Origin of the sequence: Bacillus cereus group sp. BfR-BA-01453, from assembly GCF_022662915.1 — a bacterium.
In the GTDB taxonomy this organism is placed as follows: Bacteria; Bacillota; Bacilli; order Bacillales; family Bacillaceae_G; genus Bacillus_A; species Bacillus_A paranthracis.
In genome coordinates, this window is the sequence record NZ_JAKUEN010000007.1 from 55,596 (window position 1) to 78,165 (window position 22,570).

Sequence of the window (22,570 nt, forward strand, 5' to 3'; positions counted from 1 at the left end):
GCATCAGCACGGCTTTTCATTTTAGATACGGACAGCAGTCCCGCTCACTGCAACCATTAGCATCCCTTCGCGAACTACTTCGTAATCCACGTCGATACCAACAATTGCATTCGCATTTTTTTGTCTTGCGAAAGTTTTCATTTCTTCCATTGCGATGTCGCGTGCTTCTTTTAATTTACTTTCATAAGCGCCAGCACGACCGCCGACAACGTCACGAACAGAGGCAAAAAGGTCACGAACGATATTCGCGCCCATAATCGCTTCTCCATTGACGATATCGATGTACTCAATAATTTCTTTTCCTTGAATTGTAGACGTTGTAGTTACAATCATACTTTATTACCTCCCATATGAGATTTTTTACCTACTTATGGTGCACTAATTCCGTACAAATTATATTTACGAACTAAACTGAGCTTCGTATAACCTACTGTATCCTCCGCCTTGTTCAATTAATTCATCATGTGAACCTTGTTCTGCAATACCATCTTTATTTACAACGACGATGCGATCTGCATTTTTAATCGTTGCCAGTCTATGAGCGATAACTAACGTCGTACGGCCGACAGATAGTTCAGCAAGTGATTTTTGAATCGCAAGTTCCGTCTCTGTATCTAGTGCAGAAGTTGCTTCATCTAATATTAAAATCGGCGGATTTTTCAAGAACATACGAGCAATCGCTAAACGTTGCTTCTGTCCTCCTGAAAGTTTCACGCCGCGCTCACCGATAACAGTATCTAAACCGTCTGGTTGTGAGTAAATTAAATCTTCTAATTGAGCTCTCTTTACCGCCTGCCAAATTTCAGCTTCTGACGCCTTTAAATTTCCGTAAGCAATATTTTCACGAATCGTTCCTGAGAATAAGAACACATCTTGCTGCACAATTCCGATTTGCTTACGAAGTGAAGATAACGTCATATCTTTCGTATCAATACCATCAATTTGAATCGATCCAGATGATTGCTCATAAAAACGTGGTAATAGGCTACATAACGTCGTTTTCCCAGCTCCAGATGGTCCAACGAATGCAACTGTTTCACCTGCATGTATTTTCAAGCTAATGTCATTTAAAATCGGTTCTTTATTTTCATAACCGAACGTAATGTTGTTATATTGAATATCACCGTGTACATGCTTCACTTCCATCGCATCTTTAGAGTCCACAATATCTGGCTCTGTTTCAAGAAGCTCTACATATCTCTTAAAACCAGCGATTCCTTTCGGATAACTTTCGATTACCGCATTAATTTTTTCAATTGGGCGGAAGAAAATATTCGTTAATAGAACGAATCCGATAAATCCACCGTACGTTAATTCTCCTTGCAGAACAAACCACGTACCGCATATTAAGACGAAGAGCGTTACGAGACGCATAAGCATATAACTAATTGACGAATTTAGCGCCATAATTTTATACGCCATTAATTTCGTTGTACGGAAACGAGCGTTGTTCACAGCAAATTGCTCTTTCTCAAACTTTTCATTTCCGAATGCTTGTACAACGCGAATACCACCAACGTTGTTCTCAATACATGCATTGAAATCAGCAACATCTGAGAATAAACGTCTAAATGTACCTGTCATTTTTTTATTGAAGTAAAGTGCCAACCATAATAAGAATGGAATAACGAAGAACGTTAATAGCGCTAACTTCCAGTTGATCATCATCATAAATGAAAATGCCCCAACTAAAGTCATAACGGCAATAAATAAATCTTCTGGCCCGTGGTGAGCAATTTCCCCAATTTCCATTAAATCGTTTGTAAGGCGTGAAATTAAATGACCTGTTTTATTATTATCAAAAAATCTGAATGATAGCTTTTGAATATGATCAAATAATTTCTGTCTCATATCTGTTTCAATGTTAACACCAAGCATATGTCCCCAATATGTAACGACATATTGTAAGCCTGCATTTAACATATAAACTGCGAGTAAACCGAAACAAGCCCATAAAATAAGCGTCCAGTTTTGCCCTGGCAATAACTTATCAATAAATTGATTTACGATAAGCGGAAAGCCGAGTTCTAATAATCCTGCGACGACCGCACAAGAAAAGTCGAGTATAAATAAACCTTTATACGGTTTATAGTAAGAAAAAAATTTACGTAGCATATCTTCCCTCCATTTTCCAAAATCAAAAAGACTCTCTAAATGATAACCATTATCAAACAATTATTCAAGTTATCCGTCTATGAAACTTCAAAAGAAGGTTTGCGATAGTTGTCGTTTTTTGCCGGAAAGTCGATATATTTGAATAATCGCTGATATATCCCAATAATCGCCGATATAATTCGAGTTGCGCTGATATATCCCAATAATCGCTGATATAAATTTCATTTACTACCCTACTGCCCTCACCCATCACAAACAAAAAAGGCATCACCACAAGATGATACCTTTTCTTCTATTACATCGCTTCCGTATCCCACTCATGCTCCTGCTGAACAAACACAATACCTAATTCGTGATGTCCACCAGCGTATAATGCCGTTTGAGCAAGGCGAAGTTCTCCATTTGTATCTAATACTTCTAATTTACAAAATGCTCCTGTCGTCTTCGTTTGAAGCGCATCATAAAATTCCTCAGCACTTCTTGGAATGACTCCATTTACTTTCGTAATCATTTCTCCAGGCAGTAAATTCAGCTCTGCTCCAATTGTATTTGGAATTGTATCTAGTACAACGAGTCCGTCATTACGTGCAGCGAAGTACGCTGGTCTTGTTTCATCCGCAATTTTCTCTTGCATGGAAATTGTAAAACGTCCAAGCATTGCAACGCCCATTGCAATAATGGCAAGTACGTGCCACCAATAACTTGCGATTCCTAAAACAAGCACAAATCCTGCTAATCCGTACACACGTCTTCCTGTAAATAATAAAGCTTCCGTCGGCTCATAACTTCTAATCCTTCTCATAAATCCAATTAAAAATGGAACGAGGAATAGAGAATATGTATGTGAACCGATTGAAACGACAGGCCACCATGAAATAAACTGCGTTACTGCGTCACCTGGTACAAGAATAAAAATAGGAACGATCCATAAACGCTTTGATTCGTGTAAACCAATCTTTAATCCGCGCTTCCCCTTCCTAATCTTCGGCGTCGAATATCCTACTGCATTTTTAGAAATCAACAAGCCCTCTACAACGAGCATGATGCCTAGCAAAATAGCAAGGGATACGATTGTATTCTCTTCACCTTCTCCAAGCTGTAAGAAAGAAACTGGTAGCTTAGAAGATAATAGAACACATACAATCGCAATACTAAACGTATAAGCCGCTGATAAATATCGATACATAGCAGTTAATCCAAATAGTAACGTCCAAAGTAAAATGGCCCATAAGCTCGCCTTAGAAACAACAAGTCCGAGCCCAATCGTAATGATAGATACGATTAATCCGTATTTAACTCCCGCCAATAAAGATGTTCGCAGTTCAAACCAAATATCATAAACTTTAAAAGAAAAATCTTTTCGTTCTCGTAACATACGTAAGTATCCAACGAAGATACTACTTATTAAAAATACATAGACAGCAGGGTGTAAGAAAAAACGTCCAACTGCCCGCATTATTTCAAAAATCCATGCCTCCACGAACCCATTCACCACCATTTATATCATTCTTTCTTTTTATATTATCATAACTGGACAAACGTTTGTTTAACACAAAAAAATACAGGCAGCAAACCGCCTGTATTTCTTTTTACTTCGCCATTAATTTTAATGCTGACTGTAATTGTAGATCATTTTCTCCAGAACGGATTTTTTCAATAATTTTCGTTTGAATCGCCTCAGCTGTCTTTTTATCGAGCTGTCCTGTCGCTTCCATCTTATTCGCATTTTGGAATGCTTTCAGTGCTGATTCTGTCTCTTTACTAAAGTAGCCATCTTCACGTCCTGGTACATATCCTAAACTCTTAAGCATTTCTTGGGCATGTTTTACTTGTACATCATTTGCATTGTATGAGAGTGTCTTTTCAATTTGAATTGGTGTCGCATGATAATAATCTGGTTGTTTCACTTCTACAGTTGGCTTGATTCCTTTTTTATGAATCCAGTTTCCATCCGGTGTTAACCATTTGAACATCGTTAATTTGATATTGCTGCCATCTTTAAATGGAACAGCTTGCTGAACAGTACCTTTGCCAAACGTTTTTTCACCAATTAAATCGTATCCTTCTCCCTCTTTTAGCGCACCCGCTAAAATCTCTGAAGCAGAAGCACTTCCATTATCAATTAATACTGAAATTGGATATGGCTTTCTCTCTTTTAGTTCCGTAGAGAATTTCTTCTTCTCACCATTTCTTTGCTCTACTTGTAGCATCGGCTTTTTATCCGTCATAATTTCTCCTAGTATCTCTTCTACACTATTTAAGTAGCCACCTGGATTACCACGTACGTCAATAACTAAGCCTTTTATGTTTTTCTTCTCTAACTCTTTTAACTGATCCTTAAATTCTTTCGCTGTATTTTCAGCAAAAGAAGTGATTTGCATATAACCGATATCTTTTCCACTCTCTTGTTTCACAGAGCTAAACACTGTGAAGATTGGAATTTTTTCACGCTTAATTTTAAATACAATCGGATCAGCTACTCCTGCACGCTTAATTTCAATCGCAACAGTCGTTCCTTTTTTACCACGAATCTTTAATACTGCTTCTTCACGTGATAAATCTTTCACACTATTTCCATCTACAGATAAAATTTGGTCATTCGGTTTAATTCCAATCTTTTCTGCTGGTGAGCCTTTAATTGGAGATACGATAATAAGCTTACCGTCCGTTTTGTTCACCTCAGCCCCAATCCCTTCTAACTCGGGATCAAGCGATTCACTAAACTGTTTAGCCGTTTCTTTATCCATATACGTGGAATAAGGGTCCTTCAGCGTAGACAACATGCCTTGTATTGCACCTTCGACTAATTTTTCATCTTTCACGTCTTCCACATAACGTGAATCAATTAGTGCATACGCCTCATTAATTTTTGCCAAATTCCCTTGCGCAGTGCTAGCGTTTCCATTCGAAATTGTTTGCGTTACTTCTGCTGGGTTAACCCCAAATAAAGACATACCCGCAAACATTCCGCCAGCACCAATTAAAAATGCAACAACCATTCCAATAATTGCAACTCTACGTTTCAATGCGGAATTCCCCTTTCCAAAACACACAGGTGGTGTAGCAAAAGGCATCACACAGTGTGTGATGCCTTTACCTATTTCTACTATATGATAAGCTTGTACGAATTATGTTTGCAACTTTTTATACTTTTAAGAAGCGACGGATTGACATTACACTTCCCCACATACCGATTAAAGCCCCGATTAACACTAGTAAACCAGCTAATTGGAATACAAATGGGCTGTATGGTAGAAGTTCGAAAATTGTTCCGCCAAGTTTTTCGTTAAACACACCTTGCAACGAATTATACGTAACTAGAATTAAGCCAATTGGAATAATTGATCCTAATACTCCTAGGAATAATCCCTCTAATAAGAACGGCCAACGAATAAACCAGTTTGTTGCACCTACAAGTTTCATAATTTCGATTTCTGTACTACGAGCATAAATTGTAATTTTAATTGTATTAGAGATTAAGAACATCGCTGTGAATAAAAGACCAGCAATTAACACAATCCCGATGTTACGACCAGTTTTTACAGTATCAAATAATCGTTCAACTTGCCCTTTTCCGTACTGAACATTACTTACAAACTGCATTTTTTCAATCTTTTTCGCAATTGTTGCTGTATCTGTTGGTTCTTTTGCTTTTACAACGAATACGTTTTTAAGTGGGTTATCTTGTTCAAATAACTCAAATGTCTTTCCACTATCGCCTAAGCTTTTAATTAAACGTTTTAACTCTTCTTCTTTAGAAGAATATTTAATAGAGTCTACTTTTGCAATCTTACTCATATCATCTTCTAATTTCTTTTGATCAGCTTCTTTTGCCGCTGGATCAATGTGTACACGAATTTCTACATCTTGCTCTACTTTCGTCGCAAAATGGTTCATATTCATAATCGCTGTTAAAAAGACACCTACAAGTAATAATGTAACTGTTACTGCACTAACAGAAGCAAACGTCATCCATCCGTTACGTGATAGATTCTTTACACCTTCTCGCAAATGTCGACTAAGGGTCTTAGCCTTCATATCCGTATCCTCCCTCCATCTCATCTCGAACAATTTTTCCGCCTTCAATCGCGATTACACGATGACGGATTGTATTTACGATATCTGCGTTATGTGTCGCCATAACGATCGTTGTACCACGCTCATTAATGCGCGTGAAAATCTTCATAATATCAAGAGCTGTTTCAATATCTAAGTTACCTGTTGGCTCATCGGCAATTACAACCTTTGGTCTATTAACAATTGCTCTCGCAATCGCAACACGTTGCTGCTCCCCGCCTGAAAGTTCGCTTGGAAGTGCGTCTGCACGATCTTCAAGACCTACAAGACCTAACACTTCTGTTACACGCTCACGAATTGCATCTGGCTCTTCTTCAATTACTTCTAAGGCAAACGCAACATTCTCATATACCGTTAATTTAGGTAGTAATTTAAAGTCTTGGAAAATCACGCCTAATTGACGACGGAAATATGGAACGTCTCTTTCTGCTAATGACTCGATAGTAAGACCATTTACATTAATTGATCCTGTAGATGGCTTCTCTTCACGATACATCATTTTAATAAATGTAGATTTTCCGGCTCCACTCGGTCCAACTACGTATACAAACTCGCCTTGTTTAATGTTAACTGTGAGACCAGCAATGGCTTTCATACCATTCGGGTACTCCTTATAAACATTCGTCATTTTTATCATTATTTATCACCCAATACTTAATGATTTTTTTCGAAATACTTTTCTGTACATTTGAAAATAAAAGCTAAACCTTTATTCTCTTTTAAACCACTCTTGTTGAAGGCAGTCTACTTATACTCTTTTTCTAAGCAATACTACTCTATGTAATATATTTCAGCAAAATTCTACAAACCTCATTGTAACATCAAACGGTTTCCAGTTTGGATACATTTTTGTTACAGTTATGTTACATTCCAAAAAAAGGGAAACGAGTTGATTATATGAATCAACTCGTCCATTTTCCCCCTTTTTATTTATGTTCAGCTAACCACTCAGCTACTTTTTTCGCATCTTCACCTTGAATAAGTCCTGGCGACATTGAACCGCGACCTTTTTTAATAATTTCTTCGATATCTGCAGCGTCGTACTTCCCGCCTACTTTTCTTAAATCAGGTCCAGTTGCTCCTGATAAATCTGTTGCGTGACACCCAGCACAACTTCTTTGGAAAATTTGTTCTGCACTGTCTGTACTTGCAGACTGGTTCGAAGGCTTACTCTCTTCTTTATTTCCACACGCTCCTAAAGCAAAAACGACTGATGTTCCTAGCGCAATAGCCAATAATTTCTTTTTCACTTCTATCGCTCCCCATTGTTGATATTCTTTTCATTCCTAACACACTCATTTTCATTATAAGCATTATCTTTATATAGAAAAACTAAGGTATATTTCATATTCTTCAAAAATAAAGTGAGAACCCTAATGATATAAAGCTTTTATAAGTTGTTTCAATTCTGTGAACAACTTATAAACTTCTATAAAGGATTCTTTTTGAACGGGAATTTAGAAAAATTCTGTAGAAAGCCTTACTCTATTGCCAATCTGTTTTACTATTTTCTACTTTTTACAAAACAATATACAACATTGTATGCTACATATAATCCCATCAAAAAGAGAAGTTGTCGTTTCCAACTTCTCTTCCTCTGTACTTCATCCATATAAATAAAATAGCACTCTTTATGTCCTCTATATCCTCAACGTGCGCCAACAATTTTGTTGGCTTTTTTTCACTTAGCTTATTAGATGCGAGAACGTAAGTAAGCATCAATAAATGGATCAATTTCTCCATCCATAACTGCTTGCACATTACCAACCTCTGTATTTGTACGGTGGTCTTTCACAAGAGAATATGGGTGGAATACGTAAGAACGGATTTGGCTACCCCATCCGATTTCTTTTTGTTCTCCGCGAATTTCATCTAACTCCGCTTGTTGCTCTTCTAATTTCTTTTGATATAATTTCGCTTTTAACATCTTCATCGCATGCTCACGGTTTTTAATTTGAGAACGCTCTGACTGACACGTTACAACCGTATTTGTCGGTGTATGCGTAATACGAACTGCTGAATCTGTCGTATTAACGTGCTGTCCACCCGCTCCACTTGCACGATACGTATCAATTTTCAAGTCTTCTGTACGCACTTCAATTTCAACTTCATCATTGAACTCAGGTACAACTTCACAAGATACGAACGATGTATGACGACGGCCTGAAGAATCGAATGGTGAAATACGTACAAGACGATGTACACCTTTCTCAGCTTTTAAGTAACCGTAAGCGTTATGACCTTTAATTAATAAAGTAACGCTCTTAATACCAGCTTCATCACCTGGTAAGTAGTCAACAGTTTCTACTTTAAACCCACGTTTTTCAGCCCAACGTGTGTACATACGTAGTAACATAGAGCCCCAGTCTTGTGACTCTGTTCCACCAGCACCTGGGTGTAATTCTAAAATGGCGTTATTTTTATCATAAGGATCGCTAAGTAGTAACTGCAGCTCATACTCATTCATTTCTTGAATTAAGCCTTTTACTTCTGATTCAAGTTCCTCATGTAAATCTTCATCATACTCTTCTTTTAAAAGCTCATGCGTAATTTCTAGGTTTTCGAACGTCTCATCTAGCTGACGGAACTTTCCAACCATATCTTTCAGTGCATTTGCTTCGTTAATTACAGCTTGTGCGCCTTGTTGGTCATCCCAAAATCCTGCGCCCATCATTTTCTCTTCTAATTCTGCAATTTGTTTCTCCTTAGTAGGGAGGTCAAAGAGACCCCCTAAAAGCCGCTAATCTCTTAGCCATTTTCTCTAATTCCTGTCTAATTTCTACTAATTCCATTTCCTTCACCTCTATGTAATTGCTGTTACTTTCGTATGAAAACAAGGGAAACTCTCTCCACTTATGACGGAGAGAGTTTAATCCTTCTTAATTATACATTTTTGATGTAAAAGTTTGCAAAGCAGCCTGGGCTACCGCCCTATATTACTTCCCAATGCCACAGCAGTTTTTATATTTTTTACCGCTACCACATTTACATAAATCGTTGCGGCCCACTTGGTCACCTTTTACAACTGGTTTTTTCTTCGCCTCTTCGCCATCGCTAGATGGGTGAACAGCTTCACCTTGAACAACTTCTTGACGCTCTAAGTTTTGTTCAATTTCAGCCTTCATAATGTAACGAGAAATTTCCTCTTCAATAGAAGCAATCATTGATTCGAACATTGCGAATCCTTCCATTTGATACTCACGAAGTGGATCAATTTGACCGTAAGCACGTAAATGAATACCTTCACGAAGGTGATCCATCGCATCGATATGCTCTGTCCATTTCGTATCTACAACACGGAATACAACAACTTTTTCGAATTCACGCATTTGCTCTTCTGGCATAAGCTTCTCTTTTTCGTTGTAACGCTCTATTAATTTCGCGATAATTGGCTCGCTCATTTCCTCTGGAGCAAGGCGACGTAATTCTTCTTCTTTCACATCTCCTTCTTGCAGAAGGTTCGTATTTAAGTAGTCAACAAGACCTTTAATGTTCCAATCTTCTTCAATTTCCTCTTGTGTATGAAGTGCAACCGCACGCTCTACTGTAGATTTCATCATACCTTCAATAATACCGCGTAAGTTCTCAGACTCCATTACCTCTTGACGCTGTTTGTAAATAACTTCACGTTGCTGACGAAGTACATCATCATATTGTAGTAACTGCTTACGTGCATCATAGTTATTTCCTTCTACACGTTTTTGCGCAGATTCTACTGCACGAGAAACCATTTTACTTTCGATTGGCTGAGAATCATCCATACCAAGGCGATCCATCATCGCTTTCATATTATCAGAACCGAAGCGACGCATTAGTTCATCTTCCATTGATAAGTAGAACTGCGTAACACCTGGGTCCCCTTGACGACCAGCACGACCACGTAACTGGTTATCAATACGACGACTTTCGTGACGCTCTGTACCGATAACGGCTAAACCAACGTTTTTCACATCGTCTCCAAGCTTAATATCTGTACCACGACCTGCCATGTTCGTCGCAATCGTTACAGCGCCTTTTATACCTGCTTCTGCAATGATATCCGCTTCACGCGCATGGTTTTTCGCATTTAAGATGTTATGACGTACACCTTTACGCGTTAACATTTTTGAAATAAGTTCTGACGTTTCGATCGCAACTGTACCGACAAGAACTGGTTGCCCTTGTTTATGACGATTTACAATATCCTCAACAACAGCATTAAATTTACCTTCCATTGATTTGAAGATTAAATCTGCACGGTCATCACGAATAATCGGTTTGTTCGTTGGAATTACGATAACGTTCATATTATAAATGTTACGGAATTCCTCTTCCTCTGTTTTCGCTGTACCAGTCATACCAGATAACTTTTCGTACATACGGAAGTAGTTCTGGAATGTAATTGTCGCAAGCGTCATACTTTCATTTTGAATTTCTACGCCTTCTTTTGCCTCGATAGCTTGGTGTAACCCTTCGCTATAACGACGACCTTTCATAAGACGACCAGTAAATTGGTCTACAATTACGATTTCGCCTTCTTGTACAACATAATCTGTATCACGATGCATAACAACGTGCGCACGAAGTGCCTGATTAATATGGTGAAGAAGCGCTACATGTTTTAAATCAAATAAGTTTTCAATATGGAAAGCTTTCTCCGCTTTCGTAATACCATCTTCTGTTAACATTACATTTTTCGTCTTCACATCAAATGAATAATCTTTTTCATTTTCTAACGTACGAACGAATGCATTTGCAAACATGTACAGCTCTGTTGATTTTTGAGCTTGTCCAGAAATAATAAGTGGCGTACGCGCTTCATCGACTAAGATAGAATCGACTTCATCGATAATAGCAAAGTGCAGTGGGCGTTGAACGCACTGCTCTTTATATAAAACCATGTTGTCACGTAAGTAATCGAATCCAAGCTCATTATTTGTGCTATACGTAATATCAGCAGCATAAGCCTCTTGTTTCTCTTCGCGTGACATACTGTTTAAATTAATTCCTACTGTTAATCCTAGGAACTCATGAAGTTGTCCCATTTCGCTCGCATCACGTTGTGCTAAGTATTCATTGACTGTAACAACGTGAACACCTTTTCCTGTTAAAGCATTTAAATATACAGGTAATGTAGATGTTAACGTTTTACCTTCACCCGTTTTCATCTCAGAGATATTCCCTTCATGTAAGGCAATACCACCCATTAACTGTACACCATACGGACGCATTCCAAGAACACGAGTCGCAGCTTCACGAACAACCGCAAAAGCTTCAGGTAGTAGATCATCTACTGTTTCACCTTTTGTTAGACGTTCTTTAAATTCAAGCGTCTTCCCTTTTAATTGTTCATCAGTTAATGGCTTAATAGATGGCTCTAATGCATCAATTTGCTCAACTGTCTTCTGCATACGTTTAATTTGGCGTTGATTTACATCAAATACCTTTTTTAAAATACCGATCATAGGAAATACGCTCCTCTTTTTTATTAAAATAAAACTTCCGATTGTTTTTCTTTTTCTCTATTACAATCAGTCGTTATAAAAATCAAATGTATGTTATGCCAATTTTTCTCCTAATTAAAAAAACTAAAATGTATATACCTAATGATAATTGTAACACTTGTCTTATAACTATGACAACAATCGGCAAAATGTCGGGCCTTATATTCAAAAAAAGTTTTTATTTTATTTGTTACGTTCCTTTTCTCTGTCTCGCTATTTCAATTTCACGTTACAAATTTCGTATTAAATCTAAGTCCTATTCTTTCAAGTTTCCTTTTAAAGAACATGACTACCAGAAATTCCTTAATAAAATCTAAATCGACAATTACAAAAAGCCGGAAATTTCGCAGGTGCAGCATCCATGGATACTTACACCTGCAAAAAAACTCCGACTTTAAAAAATATTGTTATGTTGCAAGATCTACAAACACCATTAAAATATAGCTGTACCAATCATAAATTTTATTAATTTATCGGTATTTCTAATTCATGATACTTCCCTTTCTGATCCTTCATAAAAGAAATGAATTTCACTTTAGTTGATTCATTTGAAAAGTTTTTATAATTTTTATAAGGATCATCTCCTATAAAATAATTTGTCCCTATATATCCTCGCACTGTTTTACCAGCAGGTATTACAGGCTCAAACTGATATTTTTCAGGTAATTCCATTGAATATGGAATTACATTATAAAACTCTCCTATTTTAGAATAAAACATTGTATTAGAAATAGATTTATTACTAAGCAAATTAATATCCCGATTCGTTGTATTTGTAATATCTAAAGGTAATACATACGTCACTACTTCACGGTCTTCATAAGGATCATAAACTTTTGTAGGATCAAGAGGATTAAGTGCATGAAAAGTAACTCCTTGCCCATCTTCAAAAGTTCTATTAGATAAAAACTCATCTTTTACCACTTTATAAGATTCATTATTAAGATTTAATGTTTTAAATCTTAATAAACTAGCAAATATACATAGCAACAGACACAATCCAACGCTTATTAAGACATATTTTCTTGTCACTCTTAATCTACCAACTTTCCATTATTAACATGTACAATACGATCTACCATTTCATTATCTAGAACATGCACATCATGACTGGCTACAACAATAGTCGTTCCTTTAGACTTTTCTACTTTCAAAATATCCAAAACATCTTTTATCCCATCACTATCTAAAGCATTCGTTGGCTCGTCTAATAACAATAGTGTTGGTTGCTCCATTAAAGCTTGCGCTATCCCTAAACGTTGTTTCATACCTAAAGAGTATCTTTTATACTTTCTCTTATCTGTTTTATCAAGTCCAACCCTTTGAATAATATTATAAATTTCCTCATCAGATATTTTATTGTTAATCGATGATAAAAACTTCAAGTTCTGAAAACCAGTATACCCTGGAATAAAACTTGGATATTCAATCAATATCCCCATAGAATCAGGGAATTGCTTTTGTTTTCCAATCATTTCATTATCTATATAAACAACTCCAGAATTTAAACGCATTAATCCTGATATAGCACGTAAAATCATTGTTTTACCAGAACCATTATGCCCCTTCAAAACTAAAAACTCTCCTTTTTTTACTGACAAACTAATATTATCTAACACAATATTTCCCTTTAATCTTTTCGTCATACATTCACATTTAATATAATTGTCCATAAATTATTCACCTATCACATCTAGTTTTTTAAAACAAAAACTACCTAATAAAATCATTACAACAACAATTACTACTCCTATTAGAAGTAAATCATTCCATTGAATAGATTGATTATTACCTAAAGTCAATTGAATTGAACTGTGATCAACAAAATACCAACGATTTGGCATAACAAAAGATCCTAAAAAATAAATACTATGAAAGAAAATAGACAAAAATAGGTACAACAACATTAGTACAAAAACAATAGTTATTGGTATATAGAACGTTAAAAGCTCAAAAATTAAAGCTAATAAAAAGCTGATAATGATTTGAATTAGCATAGTACCTAATATCTTATAAGGAAATTGACTATATAAAGAACTCTCGCCATAAGGAAGCAAATAGTACACCGTAAACCAAATAAAATACATAACAACCCAAATACAAACTATGTAAAAAAACAAAGATAGCATTTTCGTTAACCACAGAAAATGCTTCTTCTTAACACGAGGAAATAAATAAACACCATTCTGTTGAATATCTGAAAGGGCAAACTTCCCTACTAGCAACAAAGGAACGATTTGAAAGAATATCCAATAAAAAGGGATAGAAAATCGCCCCTCCTTATAAAAATAAGATAAATCCACAAAGTCGACTCCATGAAAAAATCGATAAAAGGTAACATCTACTAATACAGTTTCTTTACCATTACTAAGAGGCTGATTGTATAAAAAAGTAACTACAATCATAGCGTAAATTAAGAATAAAAAAGCCATTATCTTGATGGAATCTCGAAACCTTACATGTAAATCTCTTTTTAACAAATAATATAAAATCATAATGTAAACTAGATCACCTCTGTCTCATCATTCATAGAAATATAACTTTTTTTAGATAAAATCCATACACTTATAAAAAAGATAGAAAAACATCCAAATAAGCGTATAAGTAAACCAGTAGCATCTTCAAACACATTTATATAAAAAGCATTTGTAAATAAAAATCCATGTAATATAAATCTATCTAATAAAACAGCAGTAATCATACATATTATTACAAGTAAACTAGGTAAAAATAATTGCAAGAAAGCACTTATTATGCATATAAAAATATTCGCAAATAGTTGAATGCAAAATAATAATGGATAATTTACATCAACACTAGTTACAGCCATCATATTCGACATCAAAAACAACTGTAAAATCATACTCCCAGCAAAAAAGCAAACAAAAACAATTAGTTTCAAATAATAGATAGAAACTAATTTCAATGCATTATTCACTCGATACACTACATAAATACTAAAAAAATTTGACATAGAATATACAGAAAAAACGATAGTTAAAGGAATAAATATGGTCGACAAATTATAAAACGATATAACCTTATACAAGGTTTCCAATTCGTTCATTTTCTCTTTTACAATTCCAGGTTCAAAATAATTGAACAAACAACCTATGATACTGACATTAAGTAAAAAAAGAATACTTAACCAAATATATTTCATCCTTATAGTTTCTTTCATTACATTATAAAAGAACATGCTTCCTACTCCCCCGTAAATAAAGAACTACAGAACAAAACCAAATACATAACAATACACTAAGAAAAATTTTTAATTCAAAAAAGCCGAGATCTTTAATTAAATAATCTTTAGGATTGAGAATTCCCTTTCCAATACCAAGCCAAAAAATATGTAAAATAAATGGCACTAAATAAATAAAATAAACTCGTTTTATAAAAAACGAAACTGATAAAGCCAAACTTGACAAAACCGCACCGTATAAACCATTTAAAAATACATACATAAGAAAATATAAAGTAGGATACTCATAATAAACCGTATGAAATTGAGCTGTTGGTGAAACAGTAGCAGCCATATAATTTAATACCGGATGCGGAGCAACTGTTGGATAAGTCATTGCATATAAATAAAAGTTAAATAGTAAAGGGACACTTATAATAAAAAAAGATACAATAAAATTAATAAAATAAAGTAGCTTAAAATAATAACCCGTTCCCATTTTAGAAATAACAGGATAAATAAATCCATAATTTTTATCGATTCTATAAATCCCTGCTACAGCCATTGCAGAGATTATAGGAAATATAAGTAGATAAAACTCACTATAAAATGGTAATCTAGTAAAATATAAAATATTAGATAAATATGGTGATACCTTTATAATCCCAGTATCATTAAATCCTTTAGTTGTTACTAGCATAGAAATATATTGAGCAGTAATAATTACTAACATAATAAATAAAGACAACCAAAACATTTTACCTTTTAAAATCCTTCTTAAAAAGTAACTCATCTACAGCTCCTCCATAAACCATTAATGAAATTCAAATCTTTTTTAATATGAACAGTTGATCCGCAACACCATAACATTTATTTTCTTTATTTAACCAGATGTAACGAAAAGAAACATTTGCTCTCTCTCCTTCAAATTTAGGAAACTCAACTTCATACTGATAAACATCATTTGTACCTTTTCTTTTTACACTCTTAACTTCTTGTTTCCACCGAATTATTTTTCCATCAATTTGTTCAATCCGTCCCAAAAGATACGTTGGTTTTTTCTTATTCGTAACACCTGTCAAAAAAACATAATAATTTTCTGGTATAACTCCTGACTTTATTTTTTTATTTGAAAGATTATCTTTTATTGCAATATCATTTCTATCTATTTGCCCTTGAAAGAAATCATCACCAGTTTCATTTTCCAAAAATACTTGTTCAAAAACAGTATTTTTATTAATTTCTTTCAACTGAATACTTTTCAAATTATCTTTTTCCGTTAAAGTATCTTCAATATTTACAATAGGTTCATCTACTTTCTTATGGCAAGAGGCTAATAAACAAATAATCAATATAAAACAACAGAATAAAATATATTTTGAAATAATCTTCATTGCAGCCCCTCCTATTCAAAAAATGAAATAGTAGAAAAAGTCGTATAATCCAGATGATGAACTAGACGACTTTTTCTAACGTTACACAATAAATAATTTTAATTTATAATTTCTAAATCAATATTCAGTGTAAGGTCCACTAGGTCTTACACTATCAGGGCTCCAAGCAGTAGGATAAGCATTATTTTCTCTAGAATAACCACCGAATCTCACAGGTACATTTTTTCCATAGTTTTCATATGCGTAATTTTGGAAAAGATACGTTTTACCTGGTCGCACCGTTCCTTCATGCTTACCTGACTCACCTGAAACATTTACCCAATCTCTATCACCTTTACCTTTATTTTTATCTGCTTCTGTCCAAACGTTGAAAGAACCACCGCCCTTTTCACTACTCTTCACACGCATATACATAGAAGTAGGTGTCTCTTTAGGACTTGCATTAGTATAATCATATGCATTCCAAAGTCTAAAGGTAAATTCTACATGATCATCCCTTGTATCAGCATTAGCTGGTTCGGTTAAAACGAAAGTACTAGCTAAAATACCTAAAGATAAAACAGATCCAAGCATAAAACGACTTTTTTTCTTAATGCTCACTAAAAGCACCTCCGATAATTTGTAGCATTATATTGATTTTATTTTTTCACTGGAGCAATAGAATCCATATAATACGATATTATAGTAACAACACCTCAACATACGTTCAATTGATTTCAGAATATTTAATATTACTTTTACACTTGCGAACATTTTGTTAAATTTTCAAAAACAATAATATACTCCTAGCAAAGAATTACTTGTAAAGATAGCTATATTCCTATGCTTGTTCCAAATAATAACGAGTAACTCACTTCTCTAAGTTTTGAATTTTCTCATGCGATTTTAACGAAATAATGCCTAAAATCACTTCTTAATGAAATCGGCTACTTACAAAGTTTTTTAACCTTGCTGCGAAAAATAAAAATACAAAAAAAGCGCAGCCATTTCGGCTGCGCTTTTGAATTATTATTTAGTTTCAATTAAACCATATTTCCCATCTTTACGGCCATATACAACGTTAGTTTCATTTGTATCAGCATTTGTGAAGACGAAGAAATTATGTCCTAGCATATCCATTTGTAGGATTGCCTCTTCAACGTCCATCGGTTTTAAATCGAATCGTTTTGTACGTACAAGTTCTAGTTCATCCTCTTCTACCTCATCCAGAACAGCTACTGTTTCTGGAAGGATAAAGTTCGTTTTCATAGAACCTTTCTCACGTAACTTACGATTTACTTTTGTTTTATGTTTACGAATTTGTCGCTCAAGTTTATCAACTACTAAATCGATAGCAGCGTACATATCGCTATTAGTTTCTTCTGCACGAAGTAATAAATCAGTAAATGGAATTGTTACCTCGACACGTTGCTTGTCAGAGTATACTTTTAAATTAACTTTAATCTCTGGGAATGTATCAAAATAACGCTCTAACTTACTTAGTTTTTTCTCTACATATTCCTTTAATGCTGGAGTTACTTCAATATTTTCACCACGAATGTTGAATTTCATAGATGAATTCCTCCTTTCAAGCCTATGTACTATAATTTCGACACCGGCTTAAAAACTCCTTCTAACTTTTTTAAAAAAATTAGTGGAATTGCGATTTTTTTATCGTTTTTTGTTGAAATGAAAAGATGCATCGTTTCTATCTTTATTTTATCCTATTAACATCGTGAATAACGAATATAACTGTGGACAATTCGTTACAGAAAAGAAACAACTTTTTGACAACTCCATTCATAACAAAAACCCCTTGCAAAAAAACAAGAGGTTCTACCATATATATAACGTTGCCACAAGCGCAGCTTTCTCTTCCCAAAAACAATATACCTACAGTTTTACAACATTAGCTGCTTGCGGTCCACGTGCTCCCTCTACAATATCAAACTCAACTTGTTGCCCTTCTTCTAATGACTTATATCCATCTTGTTGAATAGCAGAAAAATGAACAAACACATCATCACCGTCTTCACGCTCAATAAACCCAAATCCCTTTTCTGCATTGAACCATTTTACTCTTCCTTGCATGTTCATTCCATTCCCTTCACTCTAAAAATCAGGGCATTTGCCCCATAATTTCACTATAACGAATGACAACATACGAAGTCAAAGAAGACTTATCGTCTTTTTATTATCTCTTTCGACAGTTACAGATTAACTTCTACAGAGCGTCAAACTAGAAACTTCGCTTGCTCCTTTATCATAGAAAAGACTTCCAATTTGTCTCACTGTAATTCCTGTCGTATATACATCATCAACAAGTAAAATGTGTTGACCATGAAACATCTCTTCTCTCTGAAAATAAAAAGGATTACTTCCCGAAAGCCTTTCTTTACGCGATTTCTTACTTTGCTTTTCTGTGTCCTTCCTTCTTAATGATGAATAAAAATTTTTGACAGGCAAACATGCTGCTAATAACTCTGCTTGATTAAAACCTCGTTCATATTCCCGTTCCCTACTAAGCGGAACAGCAATAACGGTTGAAACGTCCGTAAAATACTTTTGAAATAACTCCCGAAAAGATTGATAAAAAATATGAACTAACTCCGCATCACCTCGAAACTTAAACTGCGCTAGTATACCTTTCATATCATCATTGTACACGTACAACGAACGATTTTTAAAAGGACGATATCCTTCCTCATTCCTCCATCTTACACAGTCCATGCAAATATCATTTTCTTTATATCGGGTAGGTAAGTCATCTAAAGGACGACCACAATCCATGCAAATTCCTCCTATAATATAGGAAAGTTTTTGCTCACATCTATCACATACATATTTTTGGTGGGACTTTACAAAGAAGGTGTACCAACTAACTGTTTCCACCATATACTCATCACAAAGTAAACAATGCATTAATCGATCAATCCTTGTTCTTTCGCATTTTTGTTCATACTTTGAATATGTTTTTTCGCACGTACCATTGCCTCTGTCTTACCGTAATGAAAATACATAACCTCACCATATGGCTCTTCAAAACTACGCCCCGCTCGGCCTGCAATTTGTACGAGCGCACTCTCTGAAAAAATTTCTTCTTCAGCTCCTAACACAGCCACTTGTAAGTTCTTCACAGTTACTCCTCTTTCTAAAATTGTCGTTGTAACTAATAACGGAATGTCTCCCTTTCTGAAAGATGCTACTTTTTCTTTTCTCATCGAATCTTCTGCATGCACGCCATCGATTCTATTATCCAACCCTTTCAACAACTGACTTATTTCTTCTATATATCGCACATGAGGAACAAATAAAAAAATAGGATACTTTTTATTTAAGTTCATTTTTAACCATTGTAGTAACACGCGAGGAATTTTTCTATGATGGAGGCTTTTCTTCCAATTTCCGCACCAACTAAATAGAGGAACTGGTAACGGGTGACGATGGTATCGTCCTGACACAATAACACCTTTTTGTTTCCCCTTTCTGAAATTACGCTTCCACTTTTCATCAGGGGTTGCAGTTAAATAAATACGCGCTGCTTTCTCTTTCATTGCTTGCCTAACTGCATACTGTAACATTTGATCTGCATGATACGGGAAGGCATCAATCTCATCTACAATCATCACATGAAACGCTCTATAGTAACGTAACAGTTGGTGAGTCGTTGCAACGACTAACGCTGCATCTTTTTTATGATCTACACTCCCTCCGTATAAAGCAGCTACAGTTATACTTGGAAACACTTCTTGTAATCTCGGCGCTAATTCCAGTACAACGTCAGTCCTTGGCGTTGCGATACAAACTCTTTCTCCTTTTTGGAGCGCCTCTTCTATACCGTAAAATAACATTTCTGTTTTTCCAGCCCCGCACACAGCCCAAATAAAAAAAGATTCTTTCTGCTTAATCGCTTCTATAACTCCTTGCGCCGCCAACTCCTGACCAATCGATAAAGCCCCATTCCACTGTAACGGATTTAGCTCCCTGTCTCCGTTTCTTTCATGAATCCCGCGAACAAGTACAGTACATTCGCTAACTCTCCCCATCGTGATACACTTCCGGCAATACGCGCATGCTTTACCGCACCTTTTACATAAAAATGATGCAAATAGCCGCTTCTCTATATTTCCGCAGCGCTGACATATATATTTAGAAGTATTCTTTGTTATACCTTGTACACATACAACCTCTCCCTTCTTTTTCAAATCACTTAATTCTCTCCGTAAATCTGAAGAGAGTTCTTCTAATAGCAACTGTTTTCCAGCAAGCATTAGCACTCACCTCCAGCACTACTATAAGCCTTTCTTATAATCTCGTAAAAACGCAAAAAAGCCGATAACCTACTTATAAAATAGTAAGCTATCGACTTTATACACATGTTTTATTCGATTATAAATCCTAGAATCTACCGTATCCTAAGAAATGTTTTTGGTTGTAGCTACTGCTTAAGCTAGAGTAAGCAATCCCTTTGTCACCAGCATGAATCATTTGGCCATTGCCAACGTAAATACCAATGTGAGATGGACCTGGTTTATAAGTACCTTGGAAGAATACTAAATCTCCAGGTTGTGGGCTACTTACTTTAGAAACTGAATTCCAGTAACCTGCAACGTCTTGACGACCTACACCGAATACGTAAGAAATGAATCCACTACAGTCAAAACCACCGTTTGATGGAGATGCACTTCCCCAAACATATGGTAAGCCTAAGTATTGTTGCGCTTTACCAATTACGCCAGGAGCTGGAGCTGGGCCTGGTGTCGGTTCTGGTTTTTTATCTTCTTTTTTAGGTGCTTCTTTTTTAGGCTCTTCCTTTTTAGGTGCTTCTTTTTGAGCTTGTCCACCGTTGTTTGCTGGTGCCGCTGGCTGAGCAGGTACCACTTGTGCTGGTTGAGCTTGCGCATCTTTAGCAGCTTGCTCTGCTTGTTTTTGAGCAGCAGCTTCTTGTGCAGCTTTTTCTTGCGCTTCTTGTTCAGCAATACGTTGTAATTGTAATGCTTGTTTTTCAAGATCTTTCAATTGACTTTCCGTACTTGTCATTGAAGTTACAACTGTATCCATTTTACCGCTTAAATCGTTTACTGCCGCTGCTTTTTTCTCTTTTTCAGCGTCAAGTTCTTTCTTAGCAGTTTCAATTTGAGCTTGTGCTTCTTTTAATTCTTTTTGCTTTGTTTTTACCGTTTCAACATCTTTTTTCACGTTCGCTTGATCTTCTTGTTGTGTTTTCATGATATCTTCGTCAGACTCAAGAATTTTAGAAACAGAAGTTAAACGATCAACTAAATCTGCAACGTTTTTAGAGTTTACAAGAACTTCTGTTACAACGTTCGTGTTTGGTTGCTCTTGAAGTGCAACTAAACGTTTTCTTAATAACTCTTCACGTTTTGCAATTTTCGTTTGTAATTCTGCAATATCTTTATTTTTCTTTTCGATTAATTGCTCAGTGTCCGCAACTTTTTTCGTTGTTTCATCAAGCTTTGCAGCATTCTCTTGAACAGACTTATCTAAACCTTGAATTGTTTTGTTTAAGTCATTCATTTGTTTTTGTAATTCATCACGTTCTTGTTGTTGTTTATGTAAAGTGTCATTTTGTGTATTAATTTGTGATTTCACGTCAGAAATTTTATCTTCAGCAAATACATTTGGTGTTAGTCCTGAAAACATTAACCCTGCCACTAATGCGCAAGATGCCATTTTTAGCTTTTTCATTTTATTTTTTACACCGCTTTCTTTTTTCTTTTTCCGTATATAACCTATAAAATTTATACCATAATTCGGGATTTTTTTTGCTAATGTTACGCTTTTGTAAAACAAATGTAATATTATATGTAACACTATCGCAAAATATGCATATTTTTGTACGTATGTGTAGAATTTTAAATACTTTTTTGTAAGCAAAGAAAAAAACGCAAGGTTTCCCTTACGTTTTATTAAATATACTAATACGGATGAAATCAAAACGTTATTTCATCCATTTCTCAGCCCAATTTTGGACTTCATCCATAACACTTTCTAACGCTTTTCCCTTGTCCGTTAAGCCGTACTCGATTCGAACTGGTACTTCTGGATAAACATTACGAACTACAATGCCTTCGCTTTCCAATTCCTTTAAACGCTCTGATAACATACGATCGCTCATATTCGGTATAATATCTGCGATTTCTCTAAAACGTTTTGACTCTTCCAGCAAAGATTTAATAATTAAGCCAGTCCATTTCTTACTAAGCAAAGTAAAAGCTGACTCAAACTTTGGACATAAACAAGAATTATGCTCCATATGTTTCACCTCTCTTCTATTATAATATAGTTTCTTGTAAAAAGTAAGTTATAAAACTTTCCTC

General features: G+C 35.3%; 22 protein-coding genes. All 22 read right to left on the reverse strand.

The genetic code is table 11. The features are described 5' to 3' along the window. Positions 1–21: 21 nt before the first annotated feature. The 22 genes from MR070_RS15690 to MR070_RS15795 all read right to left on the reverse strand — a co-directional run bounded on the left by MR070_RS15690 (position 22) and on the right by MR070_RS15795 (position 22,506). Positions 22–333, reverse strand: a complete 312-nt coding sequence (locus MR070_RS15690; protein WP_000637523.1) for a heavy metal-binding domain-containing protein — start codon at positions 331–333, stop codon at positions 22–24. Between the two features lie 66 nt (positions 334–399). Continuing rightward, a complete protein-coding gene (locus MR070_RS15695) occupies positions 400–2,115 on the reverse strand; it encodes an ABC transporter ATP-binding protein (protein ID WP_000944619.1) in 1,716 nt (571 codons plus the stop codon). A 295-nt stretch (positions 2,116–2,410) separates the two neighbouring features. Beyond that, positions 2,411–3,613 (reverse strand): PDZ domain-containing protein, encoded by a 1,203-nt coding sequence (locus MR070_RS15700; protein WP_138320744.1) that lies wholly within the window; start codon positions 3,611–3,613, stop codon positions 2,411–2,413. Between the two features lie 91 nt (positions 3,614–3,704). Beyond that, positions 3,705–5,141 (reverse strand): S41 family peptidase, encoded by a 1,437-nt coding sequence (locus MR070_RS15705; RefSeq protein ID WP_000830290.1) that lies wholly within the window; start codon positions 5,139–5,141, stop codon positions 3,705–3,707. A gap of 118 nt (positions 5,142–5,259) precedes the next feature. Then, positions 5,260–6,153, reverse strand: coding sequence for a permease-like cell division protein FtsX (ftsX, locus tag MR070_RS15710; protein WP_000645019.1), 894 nt, complete (start codon positions 6,151–6,153; stop codon positions 5,260–5,262). Beyond that, on the reverse strand, positions 6,143–6,829 hold the full coding sequence (gene ftsE, locus MR070_RS15715) for a cell division ATP-binding protein FtsE (protein WP_000594318.1): 687 nt from the start codon (positions 6,827–6,829) through the stop codon (positions 6,143–6,145). Before ftsE ends, ftsX begins: the two co-directional genes overlap by 11 nt. Before the next feature lie 289 nt (positions 6,830–7,118). Further along, positions 7,119–7,442 (reverse strand): cytochrome c551, encoded by a 324-nt coding sequence (cccB, locus tag MR070_RS15720; RefSeq protein ID WP_000727968.1) that lies wholly within the window; start codon positions 7,440–7,442, stop codon positions 7,119–7,121. Positions 7,443–7,885: 443 nt separating this feature from the next. Next, a protein-coding gene (gene prfB, locus MR070_RS15725; RefSeq protein WP_096001716.1) for a peptide chain release factor 2 occupies positions 7,886–8,984 on the reverse strand; the annotation gives its coding sequence in 2 pieces (ribosomal slippage) (positions 7,886–8,911 and positions 8,913–8,984; 1,098 coding nt in all). A gap of 144 nt (positions 8,985–9,128) precedes the next feature. After that, positions 9,129–11,636, reverse strand: coding sequence for a preprotein translocase subunit SecA (gene secA / locus MR070_RS15730; protein ID WP_000579366.1), 2,508 nt, complete (start codon positions 11,634–11,636; stop codon positions 9,129–9,131). 504 nt (positions 11,637–12,140) lie between these two features. Further along, on the reverse strand, positions 12,141–12,668 hold the full coding sequence (locus MR070_RS15735; RefSeq protein ID WP_041184268.1) for a hypothetical protein: 528 nt from the start codon (positions 12,666–12,668) through the stop codon (positions 12,141–12,143). Positions 12,669–12,709: 41 nt separating this feature from the next. Then, a complete protein-coding gene (locus tag MR070_RS15740; protein ID WP_044792036.1) occupies positions 12,710–13,348 on the reverse strand; it encodes an ATP-binding cassette domain-containing protein in 639 nt (212 codons plus the stop codon). A 3-nt stretch (positions 13,349–13,351) separates the two neighbouring features. Further along, entirely contained in the window at positions 13,352–14,107 is a 756-nt protein-coding gene (locus MR070_RS15745; RefSeq protein ID WP_041184269.1) for a hypothetical protein, read from the reverse strand. Positions 14,108–14,178: 71 nt separating this feature from the next. Next, the gene (locus tag MR070_RS15750; RefSeq protein ID WP_044792034.1) at positions 14,179–14,874 is read right to left on the reverse strand and encodes a hypothetical protein; all 696 of its coding nucleotides are present in this window, start codon (positions 14,872–14,874) and stop codon (positions 14,179–14,181) included. Further along, on the reverse strand, positions 14,861–15,649 hold the full coding sequence (locus MR070_RS15755) for a hypothetical protein (RefSeq protein ID WP_000120066.1): 789 nt from the start codon (positions 15,647–15,649) through the stop codon (positions 14,861–14,863). Before MR070_RS15755 ends, MR070_RS15750 begins: the two co-directional genes overlap by 14 nt. Before the next feature lie 31 nt (positions 15,650–15,680). Beyond that, positions 15,681–16,250, reverse strand: coding sequence for a hypothetical protein (locus tag MR070_RS15760; RefSeq protein ID WP_000691998.1), 570 nt, complete (start codon positions 16,248–16,250; stop codon positions 15,681–15,683). Positions 16,251–16,367: 117 nt separating this feature from the next. Next, positions 16,368–16,850 carry a hypothetical protein gene (locus tag MR070_RS15765; RefSeq protein WP_242261596.1) on the reverse strand — a complete coding sequence of 161 codons (483 nt, stop codon included), beginning with the start codon at positions 16,848–16,850 and terminating at the stop codon, positions 16,368–16,370. A gap of 408 nt (positions 16,851–17,258) precedes the next feature. Next, positions 17,259–17,801, reverse strand: coding sequence for a ribosome hibernation-promoting factor, HPF/YfiA family (hpf, locus tag MR070_RS15770; protein ID WP_000671192.1), 543 nt, complete (start codon positions 17,799–17,801; stop codon positions 17,259–17,261). A gap of 321 nt (positions 17,802–18,122) precedes the next feature. After that, positions 18,123–18,320 carry a cold shock protein CspC gene (cspC, locus tag MR070_RS15775; RefSeq protein ID WP_001162041.1) on the reverse strand — a complete coding sequence of 66 codons (198 nt, stop codon included), beginning with the start codon at positions 18,318–18,320 and terminating at the stop codon, positions 18,123–18,125. Between the two features lie 126 nt (positions 18,321–18,446). Further along, positions 18,447–19,151: a ComF family protein gene (locus tag MR070_RS15780; RefSeq protein ID WP_041184158.1), complete on the reverse strand. Its 705-nt coding sequence runs from the start codon at positions 19,149–19,151 to the stop codon at positions 18,447–18,449. Then, positions 19,151–20,500, reverse strand: coding sequence for an ATP-dependent helicase ComFA (gene comFA / locus MR070_RS15785; RefSeq protein ID WP_000879438.1), 1,350 nt, complete (start codon positions 20,498–20,500; stop codon positions 19,151–19,153). Before comFA ends, MR070_RS15780 begins: the two co-directional genes overlap by 1 nt. 127 nt (positions 20,501–20,627) lie before the next feature. After that, entirely contained in the window at positions 20,628–22,043 is a 1,416-nt protein-coding gene (locus MR070_RS15790) for a C40 family peptidase (RefSeq protein WP_242261597.1), read from the reverse strand. Positions 22,044–22,191: 148 nt separating this feature from the next. Further along, positions 22,192–22,506 (reverse strand): winged helix-turn-helix transcriptional regulator, encoded by a 315-nt coding sequence (locus MR070_RS15795; RefSeq protein WP_000400857.1) that lies wholly within the window; start codon positions 22,504–22,506, stop codon positions 22,192–22,194. Between the last annotated feature and the right edge of the window lie 64 nt (positions 22,507–22,570).

Bases quoted from the DNA above. Each gene is read 5' to 3' on its own strand.
- MR070_RS15690 (WP_000637523.1), bottom strand. From the start codon at position 333: ATGATTGTAACTACAACGTCTACAATTCAAGGAAAAGAAATTATTGAG.
- MR070_RS15695 (WP_000944619.1), bottom strand. From the start codon at position 2,115: ATGCTACGTAAATTTTTTTCTTACTATAAACCGTATAAAGGTTTATTT.
- MR070_RS15700 (WP_138320744.1), bottom strand. From the start codon at position 3,613: ATGGTGGTGAATGGGTTCGTGGAGGCATGGATTTTTGAAATAATGCGG.
- ftsX (WP_000645019.1), bottom strand. From the start codon at position 6,153: ATGAAGGCTAAGACCCTTAGTCGACATTTGCGAGAAGGTGTAAAGAAT.
- ftsE (WP_000594318.1), bottom strand. From the start codon at position 6,829: ATGATAAAAATGACGAATGTTTATAAGGAGTACCCGAATGGTATGAAA.
- secA (WP_000579366.1), bottom strand. From the start codon at position 11,636: ATGATCGGTATTTTAAAAAAGGTATTTGATGTAAATCAACGCCAAATT.
- MR070_RS15740 (WP_044792036.1), bottom strand. From the start codon at position 13,348: ATGGACAATTATATTAAATGTGAATGTATGACGAAAAGATTAAAGGGA.
- MR070_RS15745 (WP_041184269.1), bottom strand. From the start codon at position 14,107: ATGGCTTTTTTATTCTTAATTTACGCTATGATTGTAGTTACTTTTTTA.
- MR070_RS15750 (WP_044792034.1), bottom strand. From the start codon at position 14,874: ATGTTCTTTTATAATGTAATGAAAGAAACTATAAGGATGAAATATATT.
- MR070_RS15755 (WP_000120066.1), bottom strand. From the start codon at position 15,649: ATGAGTTACTTTTTAAGAAGGATTTTAAAAGGTAAAATGTTTTGGTTG.
- MR070_RS15760 (WP_000691998.1), bottom strand. From the start codon at position 16,250: ATGAAGATTATTTCAAAATATATTTTATTCTGTTGTTTTATATTGATT.
- hpf (WP_000671192.1), bottom strand. From the start codon at position 17,801: ATGAAATTCAACATTCGTGGTGAAAATATTGAAGTAACTCCAGCATTA.
- cspC (WP_001162041.1), bottom strand. From the start codon at position 18,320: ATGCAAGGAAGAGTAAAATGGTTCAATGCAGAAAAGGGATTTGGGTTT.
- MR070_RS15780 (WP_041184158.1), bottom strand. From the start codon at position 19,151: ATGCATTGTTTACTTTGTGATGAGTATATGGTGGAAACAGTTAGTTGG.
- comFA (WP_000879438.1), bottom strand. From the start codon at position 20,500: ATGCTTGCTGGAAAACAGTTGCTATTAGAAGAACTCTCTTCAGATTTA.
- MR070_RS15795 (WP_000400857.1), bottom strand. From the start codon at position 22,506: ATGGAGCATAATTCTTGTTTATGTCCAAAGTTTGAGTCAGCTTTTACT.